A 13,579-nucleotide genomic window follows, 5' to 3' on the forward strand; every position below is an offset into this window, starting at 1 on the left:
CTTAAGGTTTGATTAACTTAAATATTTCTAGTTTACTCAAGATAAATCTTTCAAAATTTTTCTAACTAAATTGTCATCGTATAGATTTAATCTACCATGATCTATTTCTAAAATGGTTTCAATGGTATAAGTATACATGTTTAGGTCATCAACTGTTTTCTCTATAAATGAATCATTAGAAGTATTATTATTTGGATTCATTATGGCAAAACACATTTTATCACTTAGTGCCATTCCTATAACCCATATTATTTCACCTACGTTTGAGTGTTTGCATTTGAAATCTCCTGTGTTCATACCTTCTTGTATGATTGAATTTATCAATGGAGTAGTCGATTCAAGAGTTAATCGTTTTATATTTTCTCGTAGTATTAAGTTACTCTCATTATACATAGCAAACATAATAGCCTTAATCGAATCTAAATTAGCTGCCTTATACTTTGCAGAAGCATTAAAAATAGCATTCATTTTTTTAATAGGGGATATAGAAGAATTGGTTAGTTCCCTTAATTGTTCTACAGTTGTTTCAGTGGTGAGTCTAACGATTTCCAACATAAGTTCCGATTTAGATTTAAAGTGATGATAGAAAGTTCCTTTGGCTATATCTATATCATTAATAATCATTTGTATGGAGGTTTTATCATAACCAACAGTATAGAATAGTCTCTGTGCTGTGTTTATGATTTCATCTCTAGTATTTACATTTGACATATGATTATATCCTCCTATATATTTTCAGTAGACCGACCGTCGGTCTAATTATTTTAATATTAGCACTTTTTCATTTATAGGTCAAGGTAATTAGAAAAAATTTCATTTAATACAAAAATAAAGTGATATAATAAAGTGTGATTGCAATCATTTAATTGATTGGATGGGAATGGTAAGATAGTCATGGGGTATAAGGCAACTTGAAATAAATAACAAGTCAGTATACTAGTTATTTATTTTCACATGCCTAAACTATTTTTTAACGTCAGTTTAGTTTTAGGAGGAATATTTATGGACAAAATTATTTTATCTCCAAAAGAAATCTACGAATATGTAGAAGGGGTAGGAGTAAAGAAGTGTAGCAACAGAGCAATGCAGACATTATTTTTAGCAATATTGGCAGGGATGTTCATAGCATTGGGTGGATTTGCAGCTGGAGTTGCTTCTCATAGTATTGAGAACTATGGGGTAGCTAAATTAGTTGCAGGGACTGTATTCCCTGTTGGATTAATTTTAGTATTGCTATGTGGTGCAGAATTATTTACTGGTAATAATCTATTAACTATTGCTTATTTTGAGGATAGAATAACACTTAAAGATGTTCTTAAAAATTGGGTAATAGTATTCTTTGGTAACTTGATAGGAGCATTGATAATCAGTACTTTATTACATCTTAGTGGTTCATTAGAAGGTAATGGAGGGCTTGTTGGAGCATACTTTATAAAGGTAGCATCTAAGAAGGTTTCACTAAGTTTTGGACAAGCATTTACTAGTGGTATCTTATGTAATATAGTAGTTTGTTTAGCAGTATGGGGATCTTATGCGGCTAAAGATACAGCAGGTAAGGTTTTAATGGGATTTTTCCCTATAATGGCTTTTGTGATTGCTGGATTTGAACATTGCGTTGCTAACATGTTCTATTTATCAGCGGCGCTATTAGCAAAGAGTAATGATGCCATTGTTGCATTATATCATGGACCAATTGAAAAATTGGATAAAATAGATATTCCTCATATAATCAATAACTTGATTCCTGTGACAATAGGAAATATAGTTGGTGGTGGGATAATAATCGCAGGTATATACTGTGTTATATATAAGAGAAAAGAGCAAATAAATAATACTATAGCAAAGTAAAAAAGCTTAATAGCTAAAAATTATCTACAATAAAAGCAATGTTTCATTAAATTATGAAACATTGCTTTTAGGCGTATGAAAATAAATAACAAGTCAAAGATGCGACGGATATTTTGCGAAATGTGAAGAGTTGGGTTCCTCTGATAGTAGTTCTAACAGTGGGTTCCAAGGATGAAGCAGTTCGCAAAATAGACTAGCATACTGACTAGTTATTTATTTGAATATGCATTATTGTATTAACTCTCAATTAATCTTTATATTCATTGTTCAGACCAAACATATCTAGAACTTTTGAGATATCTTCCATATTAATGGAGTCTAGATCAATGGTATCTAAATTAACGCCACCGGTTAGCTTCGCAAACAATTCTTTAGTATCGGAATAATTCTCAGAAGAAAATAGACTTTCTATGTTTAAGTTATTATGTGGACTCTCATTTTCATTCATAATATTCTCTTCTATATGATGTTTTTTTTCATATACAAAATTTTCTTCAGGATGAATTTTTACAGGAGCAGATGTATCCATTTCATCATTGAAGTCTTTAGGAATATGTTCTTCAGTATTATTTGAGTTCATTAAATTACTGCCAAACACCATATTTTCAAGTATTGATTTTTTTATTAAATGTATTGAATCAAGTGTGTCTGAGAAAATTGTATTCATATCATTTAAATCATATTTTGTTGTAGAATCTGAATTAGAATCAAAAGCTCTAGAAAGTGCTCTAACTTTTTCAGCTTCTGCTTCTAAAAATTTTGCCAAACTCTCTTCGAATCTTTTTGCTGATTCAACGATATCTTCACCTAGTTTACCTGTATTATTAGGATAATTATCCATTATACTCCTCCTAGCATAGTTATCTATCAATATACCATATGAAGTAGGGAATCATTTGTTACAAAATCCTAGTATAATATTCTAATAAATTATCATAATGATAATTTAAATCTTTGATTATATCTGAAAGATATAATCCTTCATTTAATATATCTTCATAATACACACTAGGATTATGTTTATTTATATACTCAATATGTGAATTGAGCATTTCAGTCTCATTATCAAGTTTAGTACACAGTAAATTAATGTACTCAAGGGAAATATTCATATCATGCATATTTAAATGAGATAATTGTTTAACTATATTTTTATTATTAATCATGAAATTCCTCCTTAAATTATATATTTATTAATAGAATATGATTAAATAAATAAGACTGTGAGTTATACATATGAATAAATTTAGACAAGCAGGGGACGGTTCATTAATCCATTTAGATTAATGAACCGTCCCCTGCTTGTCTACTGACTACATTCTAATTGAACATAAATACATAAAAGGTAAAAAATAGAGGATAACTAAATTTCAAGTAGAAGTGTTTATATAGAGATAAAATCACTAAGAAAAAGGGAATATATTTATGGAATACGGAATGGGGGATACTAGCAAAATGAGAGAGAATTTCGTAAAAGCGCTTAAGAATAATTATGACCTGAAATATGAAGATAAATTGATGGACGAAGTATTTGATATTATTGGGGAATATAATGTAAGGAATTCAAAATATGTATTATCTAAAAAGGCAGAGATATATTCATTTAAAAATGATGGACATTTCTCTTCGAGAAATTTTAATCTTATTGTTTCTGTGTAAAGCGGGTTTGCACGTCTCATTTTAAATAAAATATTGTATTTGAAATACAATATTTTATCGCAGATAAAATGAGAAAAAATCTATTATTGTAAAGAACAATAAAATATAGCTTCTCACGCAAGTGAGAAACATCCATCATTATCCGTTATACATTATCCATTATACATTTGTTTTAACGCACGCTTCAAGCGTGCTTTTTTATGCAATTAAACGTCTTCAATCTGCCAATCAATAATATCCCTACCATTAGCTTTAAGAAATTTATTAGTCTTAGAAAAATGCTTACATCCCCAAAATCCTCTATGTGCTGAAAGTGGACTGGGATGGGTTGATTTGAGTATTAAGTGTCTTGGATTAGTTATGTACTTTTCTTTTGATTGTGCATTTTTTCCCCAAAGAAGAAATACAACAGGATCTTGTCGTTCATTCACAAGAGATATAATCTTATCAGTGAAGTGTTCCCACCCTTTATTCTTATGAGAATTTGCTTGCTCAGCCCTAACGGTCAGAACTGCATTAAGGAGCAGAACCCCTTGATCAGCCCATTTATTCAGAAAACCATTGTTAGGTATTGAACATCCAATATCAGACTGAAGTTCTTTATAAATATTCTTTAGTGAAGGAGGGGGGGTAATACCAGGTTTCACTGAGAAACTTAACCCATGTGCCTGATTAGGACCATGATAAGGATCCTGACCTAGTATTACTACTTTAGTATTCTCATAAGTAGTATGGTGAAGGGCATTGAAAATATCATATTTATCTGGATATATAGTGTGAGTTTCATATTCCTCTTTTAGAAAACTTCTAAGTTTCACATAATACTCTTGAGAAAACTCTGATTCAAGTAAAGGTTTCCAATCATTTTTTAATATGTCATTCATTTTAATCACCTGATTTTTTTATTATTTTATGTTTATATTATATCAATAAAGGAAGAATATTAACAAAAGAATAATAAGTAATCAGGAGGATAATCATGAAGAGGATAGTTTTTTTTAGCTTAGTTTTAATATTTTCACTAAACTTAAATGTATCAGCATTAACAGGGGAGGTTAAATCTGACAACTTGAACGTCATATTTAAAAAAGCTGATAAAATCTCTCCAGGATTATATAAGAAATGGGAAGAAGTAAGAAATGAGAGAGAGAATTTAAAGGATGAACTAATAACGGCAAAAAGAAGGCGATGGCAGGAATCGGCTGAGGATAGAGAGGCTATTAAGGAGACCATATCTCTTGAAGAAGAATATCTTTTACATCAGTACAATGAAGGTATATTAAATGAAAAGGAATATGGGGAGAAGCTTAAAGCGGTTTATAATAAGTATGACCAGGTAAGAGTAGAAAAGAATAGAAAATGGGTTGAAGTGGTAAAACGAGATAGTGAGCGTATTAATGAATATAAAGATGAAATGAAGGAGAGCTTTAACAAAATTGTTCAAGGAATTAATAATAACAATAAGGAAAAGGTAGAAATATCATTTGATGATTTTCTGAAATCATACATGAAGACAACAGACGTACTAAAAGAGAAATTTAAAGAGTACGAAAAATAAATGTATAATGTAGAATGGAGAATGATGGGCTTTTTCAACAGCCTGATTTTATTTAAAGATAAAATGAGTTAAAGATTCTTGTTCTAAAGAGCAACAAGATGAAGTTTCTGCGTCAGCAGAAACAACCATCATTCTCCATTATCAATTATCCATTTGTTTTTAAGCACGCGCTTTTAGCGTGCTTTTTATTTGCTGTGTTTCAAAAGTGGTAATTGTTCACGTATGTTATATAGAAGTTTTGAATCAATTTTACAAACTAAAAGTCCTGGTTTATCATCTAATGATGATATTATATCACCCCAAGGAGAGGCTACTAGCGAATGTCCGTAAGCAACATAGGATGCTGTGGTATCTCTTGCAGGGGATATAGCTGCAACAAAAACTTGGTTATCTAAAGCTCTTGCTCTCAATGTTAAATTCCAATGAGCTGGTCCAGTGGTCATATTGAAGGCTGCAGGGATAATGATGAGTTCTGCTTCGGATAGAGCCATTTTTTTGAACATTTCTGGGAATCTCATATCATAACAGATTGCTATTCCAATTTTACAATAGGGGGTATCTATAACAGTTAATTTATCTCCTGCTGTCAATGTGTCAGATTCCTTGAAGGTAATTTTATTTGGAATATCTATATCGAAGAGATGAACTTTTCTATGTTTATCAAGGAGTTTTCCTTCAGGAGAAAAAATATAAGATGTATTATAGAGTTTATTATCTTCACGTTCAATTATAGAGCCTCCAATAATATAAACATTAAAATCTTTTGCTGCGTTTTTAAGTAGGTTCAATGTTTCACTGTTGTGCTCTTCTTCACTAAAAGAATTAAAAAAATTGTTATCATAAGGACAGTTAAAGACTTCAGGGAGAGCAATAATATTGCATCCATTGGAAGCTGCTTGCTCAATATAATTCAGAGCAGTTAATAGATTTTCTTTTTTGTTATTAGTGACCATAAATTGACATAAGCCTAAGGTGAAATCTTTCATATAAATTAGCTCCTTTAAATTTAGAATAAATTGCTATATTCATATTAACAATAAAGTGAGTTTACTTAAATAAATTAGTAAACAATAATCTTAAGAGTGAACAGGGAGTGTGACTGAAAGTGAAGAAAGCTTTTAATATAATTGGTGATATATTAATTATAGGTATATTATTAATATTAGCAGGTATTATATATCTTAACATTATGTATTCTTTTGATAAGGAAAAAATTCCTTCAATAGGTGGACTAAGAATGTTGACGGTACTATCAGGTAGTATGACACCCGCATTAGAACCGGGGGATATTATAATCATAAAAGATAATACAAATATAGTTGAAGGGGATATTATAACCTTTAACAGTAATAATCTAATAATAACTCATAGGGTTGTTGATGTGACAAGTGGAGAAGATGGAGTCTTTTATAAAACTAAAGGGGATAATAACAATGTAGAAGATAAAATCTTGATTGAACAAGAGCATATTCTAGGAGAATACTTATTTAGAATACCTTATATTGGATATGCAATGGAGTTTTTTAGAAGTAAACTAGGGATTATGATCATAGTAACTATTATAGGGTTACTTATAATAGTTGAGGTTATTAAAGGTTTTGCAAGTAAAAAGGAATAATTATGATTCATAAACACAAAATATTATTTTGTTTATAAGGTACTTCAAACAGTTGCAAATAATCATAACAAATCGTAACCTTTGATTTGTTATGATGGTTGTTTGGTGTATTCAAGCCTAAGTGAGTGTAGGATTATGAAAATAATTTAGCATGATGAACTACGATTGTATGATAAGTTAAAGACTTACCCTTGGATGTAACCTTCAGTCTAAGGCTCTAAGAGTGTGGAAGGGATGACCGACTTCTAGGTTATGAAGTCAAACACCGAAACATATGAACTTCATACTGTCATTGGCAAGAAGGAAAATACCCGAAAGGAGAATTGTCAGAGATGACTAACAATCAAGAACATGTTTTTGTGTTAGATGTTAATGGTAAAAAATTAGCACCAACCAATACTAATAAAGCATGGATATTAATAAGAAAACAAAAGGCAATATTAGTTAATAAATATCCAATAGTAATACAATTAAAAAGAGAAGTACAAGAAGAACCAGAAGAATGTGAGTTTGTTTGTGGTATAGATGATGGAAGTCTACACGTTGGCATTGCAATAGTTCAAAAGTGCAAAAGCTATAATAAACCTATATTCAAGGGTACTATTGAACAAAGAAAAGATGTAAAAGGATTAATGGATGCAAGACGTGGATATAGAAGATATAAAAGAAACCACAAAAGATATAGACCAGCTAAATTTGATAACAGAAGTGCTAGTAAAAGAAAAGGTAGAGTAGCACCATCAATATTACAAAAGAAACAATCTGTTATCAGGGTAATAAATAAATTAAGTAAGTGGGTTAGTATATCTGAATTTCACTTAGAAGATGTTGCGATAGATATAAGAGCATTAATAGAAGGGAAAAAATTATATAGATGGCAATATCAAAAATCAAATAGACTAGATGAAAATATAAGAAAAGCAGTTATTATGAGAGATAACAATAAATGTATGGAATGTGGTAAAAGTAACTGTATGCTAGAAGTTCATCACATCGTACCTAAAAGGTCGAAGGGTAGTAATAACCTAGGTAACTTAATAACTCTTTGTAGTAGTTGTCACGATAAAACAGAACATAGAGAAGAACAATTCATTAATCATTATCAAAGCATGATTGATGGTGAAAATATTCGCTTTGACTATGCTCAACATGTAATGCAAGGGAAAACATGGTTGAGGAATAAATTAAGTGAGCTAGGTAATGTAACATTAACAAATGGCGGAGACACTGCAAACAAAAGAATAGATTGGGATATTGAAAAAACACATAGTAATGACGCTATTGTTATTACTGATTTAGAAGTGAATTCTGATATATGCGATATTAAAGATTGGGTTATTAAGCCGATGAGAAGACAATCTGAAGCTAAAGTTGAAGAGTTAAAAGGATTTAAACATAGAGATTTAATTAAATACACTAAAAGAAATGGAGATAGTTATGTTGGTTATGTAACAAGCTTAATACTCTACAAAACCAATTAAGTTTTACTACTTTGGATAATAGAGTTATGAAAAGATATGGGATTAAGCCTTGTAAATTACTATGGAGATTTAATAAAATGTATTGGTTTTAAAAAATCATAATACAAATAGACAGGAGTGGGTTGCGGTTTGTTATGATTATCGTAATCTGGAAGTGTTGCCAAAACAAATCACTTTAATAGCGGCTATACATATTTTATAATAAAGAGAACAAGTTATACTCAAGTGATATTTTAAAATATTTAAAATATCTTGGGTATTTTTATTTTTTATGAAGTTAAAAGAGATTTCCAAAGGTATTATTACATGTAATCTTGCTTATATAAATAGGTAATATGTTTGTGTAAAATTAAATAAGTTTAGCTTTAGTTTTTTATATGGATTAAAGAGGGCTTTAAAAAATCACAAGGAGATGAAGTTAATTGAATACAAAAGAGAAAAAATACAAAAAGAGATCATTAGCATTAATATTAGCCATTGCATTAGCCATAGGGGGAGGAATTGGAGCAGGAACTTACGCATTCTTTACATCTATTTCAAAGGGTAATCAAAATAATATTAATGCTGGTAAGCTTGAGACTACTTTTGAAGATGAAACTATCGATATAGGGAGTGGGGGGAATCATGTATCTTTGACTAACCTTGCACCAGGAAATAGTATTAATTACAATTTTAAAGTAACTAACGGGACAAGTACTATGGATCAGAAATATAAAATAAAATTAGTAAACAATAATGTTGATGAATCAGGAAATATCGTTTCAAATGATCTTATATCAGCAGCTATATATAATATTACAAAGAGTAATGGTACAACTATAGAAACAAGAGTTGATTTAACATATGATGAATTAAAAGCATATTTATTAAAGGTTAGAACCTTGAGTTATAGCTCTAAAAAAGACCAAGATCAATATTCAATCATAATGAGTTTACCAACAACACTAGGAAATGTTTATCAAGAAGCAAAAGGAGACTTCCAACTAGAAGTTGAATCAACACAAACAGAAGATACAGTTTTCTAATAGGATATTTATTTGAATCTGACATGAAATATGGAAGTTTAACTTTCTTAATTTCATGTCAGATTTTCTTTATGTATACTGTGAATTTTGGTATAATTATAGGAAATATTATTCGAAAGTCTAAATAAGATATACTGACTAGTTATTTATTTGAATATGCCTGAAGGGGGAAGTTTCATGTTGTTTTTAAAAAATGCAGAAATACATACAATGGTTGGAGAAACTATTGAGAACGGACAGATTCTTATAGAAAATGGCAAAATTAAAGCTATAGGAAAAGAGGTTAAATGTCCAGAAGGGGCTGAAGTAATCGAATGTGAGGGTGGATTTGTAATGCCTGGATTAATAGATGCACATAGTCATCTTGGTATGTGGGAGAATGCTATGGGTTTTGAAGGTAGTGATGGCAATGAAGCGTGTGATCCTGTAACACCACATTTAAGAGCTATTGATGGAATGAATCCTAAAGATGAGTTTTTCAGAGAAGCATTGGAAGCGGGAGTTACAACAGTAGCATCAGGCCCTGGTAGTGCTAATGTAATTGGAGGACAATATGCAATTGTAAAGACTCATGGAGATAGAATTGATGATATGATAATCAACGAGAGTTTTGCTATGAAGTGTGCTTTTGGTGAAAATCCTAAAAGAGTCTATAACGCTCAGAAGAAATCACCAAGTACAAGAATGGCTACTGCAGCAATTTTAAGAGAAAACTTAGCTAAAGCAAAAGAATATGCTGCTAAGAAAGATAGAGCTAATGGTGATCTAGAGAAAATGCCAGCTTTTGATATGAAAATGGAAGCACTTGAGAGAGTAATACGAAAAGAAATACCATTAAAATCACATGCTCATAGATCTGATGATATATTAACATCATTGAGAATTGCAAAAGAATTTGATGTGGATATCACATTAGATCACTGTACTGAGGGACACTTGATTGTTGATTATCTAAAAGAAGGATATCAGAAGGGTATAATAGTTGGACCAACAATGTCAAGTAGATCAAAGATCGAGCTTAAGAATTTAACATTTGATACACCTGGGATACTCTCTAATGCAGGAATTAAAATTGCAATAATGACAGATCATCCAGTTATTCCCCAAGAATATTTGATGGTTTGTGTAGCATTAGCAGCTAGAGCGGGAATGAAAGAGGAAGATGCTTTAAAAGCAGTAACTATTAATGCAGCAGAAATCATTGGTATTGGCGATAGAGTTGGAAGTCTTGAAGAAGGTAAAGATGGAGATATTGTTGTTTACACAGGACACCCATTTGATCTTAGAAGCCAAGTTAAGAATGTTATTATAGATGGAAAAGTGGTTAAGTAAATAAAGTATAATGAAGGAAGCTTCTGCTTAATGGCAGAAGCTTTATTGGTGTAGTAGCAACTTTTACTTTTCAATTATTTGAAACATTTCTTCCACTGTAGTATTAAATACTTTAGCTATATCAAACGCCAATTTCAGGGATGGATTGTATTTAACATTCTCTAGGGGACCTATTGTTTGTCATTCATAGGCATTATTTACACTGTTCGCTAGATTAAAAAGTTCAAAAAGGATATAATTTATATTGATATATTATATTTGGATATATTTAATATGAGAGCTGAGGCATATTCAAACAAATAACAAGCCAGTATGCTAGTCTATTTTGCATAATACTTCTTCGTCAGAACCCACTGATAGAGTAACTATCAGTAGAACCTAACTCATCGTCTGATGCAAAATATCTGTCGCATCTTTGACATGCTATTTATTTTCATACGCCTAAAACTCTATGAAAATAGAAATTGGAGTAGTTGAATGATATGAAAAATATGATAAAAATTTCGGTTAGGAACTTAGTTGAATTTGTAATGTCCTCAGGAGATCTTGATATGGTAAGAATGAATAATGCCAGAGCTGTTGAAGGTACTAGAATTCATAAACTAATTCAGAGTAGCAGTGGAGATAATTATGATTCTGAGGTTATGTTGAAGTATGTTTATGAAGGGGAAGAACTTCAGGTTGAGGTTAGCGGAAGAGCTGACGGTATTATAAGAGAAGGTGATAAGTGTACTATTGATGAGATTAAATCAACAACTAAACCTTTAAAGGAAATAACAGAGGATATGAATCCATTGCATTGGGCACAGGCTAAAGGATATGGGTTTATTTTTGCACTTAAGAATGAAATTGAAACTATAGATATACAGCTTACATATTATCAATTAGAGCAAGAAAAAATAATAAGATTTAAAAAGAGTTTTTCGATTGAGGAACTAAAAAATGATTTTATTGGATTAATTGAAGAATATCTAGGATGGGCTGAAAAAATTGATAGGTGGATAAAGTTACGAGATGAAACTATAGAAGAGCTACAATTCCCATATGGTGAATTTAGAAAAGGTCAGAGAAAGTTAGCAGTGAGTGTTTATACTGCTTTGAAGGAAAAAGAAAAGTTGTTTTTGAAAGCACCTACTGGAATTGGGAAAACATTAGGAACAGCTTTCCCAACATTGAAATATATGGGGGAAGAAGGGCTTGAAAAGATATTTTATCTTACGGCTAAAACAATAACTAGAACTGCAGCTGAAGATGCGTTCCACAAAATGCGAAGAGGGGGACTTAGGTTAAAAACCCTCACCTTAACTGCAAAAGATAAGATATGTATTGATAATACAAAGAAATGTGATCCAGAAGAATGTGAATACGCTAAAGGTTTCTTTGATAAATTGAAGCCAGCAATAAAGGAAATATTCACAAATGAGGATTCTTTTGATAGAGATAAAATTTTAGAGTATAGTGAAAAACATAAACTATGTCCATTTGAATACTCTTTGTCATTAGCAGAGTGGAGTGATGTGATTATATGTGACTATAACTATGCATATAACCCTCGGACATTCTTAAGAAGGTTCTTTGGAGATAGTAAAAAAAATTATGCTGTTCTAGTTGATGAAGCACATAACCTTGTAGATAGAGCGAGAGAAATGTATTCAGCGGAGATATATAAACAGCCAATTCTAGAGATTAGAAAGAAAATAAAAGACGACTTTCCTAATGTTGTTAAAGCGTTAAATAAGATAAATAGATTTATGATTGAAGCGAGAAAAGAATGTGAAGAATCAGATGGGGTAGTATTAAAAAAGGAAGCTCCTGATATGTTATATCCATATTTAACTAGGTTTATAGATCAAAGTGAAGAGGTCTTAGAAAACGGAGCAAATAAGGAATACTTTGATGAATTTATGGAGTTCTATTTTAAGGCAGTAGGAATGGTAAGAACTTGGGAGTTTTATGATGGAAACTATGTTACTTACTATGAAAAAATAGGACAGGATATTAAAATAAAACTCTTTTGTCTTGATCCTTCAAAGGTGTTACAGGAGAAGATGAAGATGGTGAGAAGTACTATATTATTCTCTGCTACACTGCTTCCATTGGATTATTATATGAAGTTATTAGGAGGAAATGAGGAGTCATTAAGATTATCACTTGAATCTCCTTTTGACCAGAAAAATCTATGTTTATTAGTTAATGATAAAATCTCAACTAAATATAGAGCAAGAGAGAAGACTATTCTCCAATTATGCAATGAAATAATGAACGTGGTCCGAAGTAAAAAGGGAAATTATATGATATTCTTCCCTTCATATAAATATATGAATGATGCTTTAGAGATATTAAATATGGCTGGGTTTAATCATAAGGTTGATGTAATCGTTCAAGATGTGAGTATGAATGAGAGAGAAAGAGAAGAATTCCTTGAAGAGTTTGATAAAGAAAGAGAGTGTTCAATGGCAGCTTTTACTGTTATGGGAGGAATCTTTGGAGAGGGAATAGATTTAACAGGAGATAGATTGACAGGAGCAATAATTGTAGGGGTAGGATTACCACAGATTTGCTTTGAGAGAGATATTATTAAGCAACATTTTAATGATAAGGGTAAGAATGGTTTCAATTATTCTTATGTTTATCCAGGTATGAATAGGGTGCTACAAGCAGCAGGCAGGGTTATAAGAACAGAAGAGGACAAGGGAGTGGTTCTTCTAATAGATGAAAGGTTTTCATATGGGGGTTATAAAAGTCTATTTCCTGAAGAATGGAGCCATTATCATAGGATAGCAGATAAAGATGACCTTGAAGATGAATTAAGTGTATTTTGGGCATAAGAATTAATGTTGATAAGTTGCCTTGCATACTTGTGAATTGATTCATGAGTTAGTTGCAAAAATATAATATAGATACTTGCTTCTTACAATTACATATGTTAATGTTTAATTGTAATTAAATATGCGTCTTAAATCGGGCGATATGCTAAACTAGTGTGATGGGGTTTTCTCATTATGCTTTTTTTTGGAGGAAATACCCTTTGAGGCTCTAAATATAGGAAAAGTGGAGG

Annotated in this window: 13 protein-coding genes and 1 pseudogene; 8 read left to right on the plus strand and 6 right to left on the minus strand. The window is 31.0% G+C overall.

Going from position 1 to position 13,579, the window contains the following annotated elements:
• Positions 1–36 precede the first annotated feature (36 nt).
• Positions 37–711, minus strand: coding sequence for a TetR/AcrR family transcriptional regulator (locus tag KDK92_RS08915; protein ID WP_250858886.1), 675 nt, complete (start codon positions 709–711; stop codon positions 37–39).
• 291 nt (positions 712–1,002) lie between these two features.
• Here KDK92_RS08915 and KDK92_RS08920 point away from each other — a divergent pair, with 291 nt between their 5' ends.
• Positions 1,003–1,848, plus strand: coding sequence for a formate/nitrite transporter family protein (locus tag KDK92_RS08920; protein WP_250858887.1), 846 nt, complete (start codon positions 1,003–1,005; stop codon positions 1,846–1,848).
• Between the two features lie 247 nt (positions 1,849–2,095).
• Here the strand turns inward: KDK92_RS08920 and KDK92_RS08925 are convergent, their stop codons facing one another.
• Together KDK92_RS08925 and KDK92_RS08930 are read right to left on the minus strand one after the other, a co-directional pair.
• A complete protein-coding gene (locus KDK92_RS08925; RefSeq protein WP_250858888.1) occupies positions 2,096–2,689 on the minus strand; it encodes an alpha-helical endospore appendage domain-containing protein in 594 nt (197 codons plus the stop codon).
• Positions 2,690–2,747: 58 nt separating this feature from the next.
• Positions 2,748–3,014, minus strand: coding sequence for a hypothetical protein (locus KDK92_RS08930; protein WP_250858889.1), 267 nt, complete (start codon positions 3,012–3,014; stop codon positions 2,748–2,750).
• Positions 3,015–3,273: 259 nt separating this feature from the next.
• Between KDK92_RS08930 and KDK92_RS08935 the strand changes: the two genes are divergently transcribed.
• Entirely contained in the window at positions 3,274–3,507 is a 234-nt protein-coding gene (locus KDK92_RS08935; RefSeq protein WP_250858890.1) for a DUF8052 family protein, read from the plus strand.
• A 206-nt stretch (positions 3,508–3,713) separates the two neighbouring features.
• Here KDK92_RS08935 and KDK92_RS08940 read toward each other — a convergent pair whose 3' ends face one another.
• A complete protein-coding gene (locus KDK92_RS08940; RefSeq protein WP_250858892.1) occupies positions 3,714–4,391 on the minus strand; it encodes a uracil-DNA glycosylase in 678 nt (225 codons plus the stop codon).
• A 95-nt stretch (positions 4,392–4,486) separates the two neighbouring features.
• Between KDK92_RS08940 and KDK92_RS08945 the strand changes: the two genes are divergently transcribed.
• Entirely contained in the window at positions 4,487–5,065 is a 579-nt protein-coding gene (locus tag KDK92_RS08945; protein WP_250858894.1) for a hypothetical protein, read from the plus strand.
• Between the two features lie 185 nt (positions 5,066–5,250).
• Here the strand turns inward: KDK92_RS08945 and KDK92_RS08950 are convergent, their stop codons facing one another.
• Positions 5,251–6,051, minus strand: a complete 801-nt coding sequence (locus KDK92_RS08950; protein WP_250858895.1) for a carbon-nitrogen hydrolase family protein — start codon at positions 6,049–6,051, stop codon at positions 5,251–5,253.
• Positions 6,052–6,170: 119 nt separating this feature from the next.
• Here KDK92_RS08950 and KDK92_RS08955 point away from each other — a divergent pair, with 119 nt between their 5' ends.
• The 4 genes from KDK92_RS08955 (at position 6,171) to KDK92_RS08970 (ending at position 10,521) form a co-directional block, all read left to right on the plus strand.
• Positions 6,171–6,683 carry a signal peptidase I gene (locus tag KDK92_RS08955; RefSeq protein WP_250858896.1) on the plus strand — a complete coding sequence of 171 codons (513 nt, stop codon included), beginning with the start codon at positions 6,171–6,173 and terminating at the stop codon, positions 6,681–6,683.
• Positions 6,684–7,015: 332 nt separating this feature from the next.
• Entirely contained in the window at positions 7,016–8,164 is a 1,149-nt protein-coding gene (gene iscB, locus KDK92_RS08960) for an RNA-guided endonuclease IscB (RefSeq protein ID WP_250858897.1), read from the plus strand.
• 422 nt (positions 8,165–8,586) lie between these two features.
• Positions 8,587–9,189: a TasA family protein gene (locus KDK92_RS08965; RefSeq protein WP_250858899.1), complete on the plus strand. Its 603-nt coding sequence runs from the start codon at positions 8,587–8,589 to the stop codon at positions 9,187–9,189.
• A gap of 177 nt (positions 9,190–9,366) precedes the next feature.
• Positions 9,367–10,521, plus strand: a complete 1,155-nt coding sequence (locus KDK92_RS08970) for an amidohydrolase (RefSeq protein WP_250858900.1) — start codon at positions 9,367–9,369, stop codon at positions 10,519–10,521.
• A gap of 63 nt (positions 10,522–10,584) precedes the next feature.
• Here the strand turns inward: KDK92_RS08970 and KDK92_RS08975 are convergent.
• Positions 10,585–10,701, minus strand: a pseudogene (locus KDK92_RS08975) (helix-turn-helix transcriptional regulator); the annotation flags it as partial.
• A gap of 302 nt (positions 10,702–11,003) precedes the next feature.
• On the opposite strand from KDK92_RS08975, the gene KDK92_RS08980 reads away from it, so the two are divergent.
• Positions 11,004–13,349: an ATP-dependent DNA helicase gene (locus KDK92_RS08980; RefSeq protein WP_250858901.1), complete on the plus strand. Its 2,346-nt coding sequence runs from the start codon at positions 11,004–11,006 to the stop codon at positions 13,347–13,349.
• Positions 13,350–13,579 lie beyond the last annotated feature (230 nt).

This window comes from Oceanirhabdus seepicola, assembly GCF_023684385.1.
GTDB lineage: Bacteria > Bacillota > Clostridia > Clostridiales > Clostridiaceae > Oceanirhabdus > Oceanirhabdus seepicola.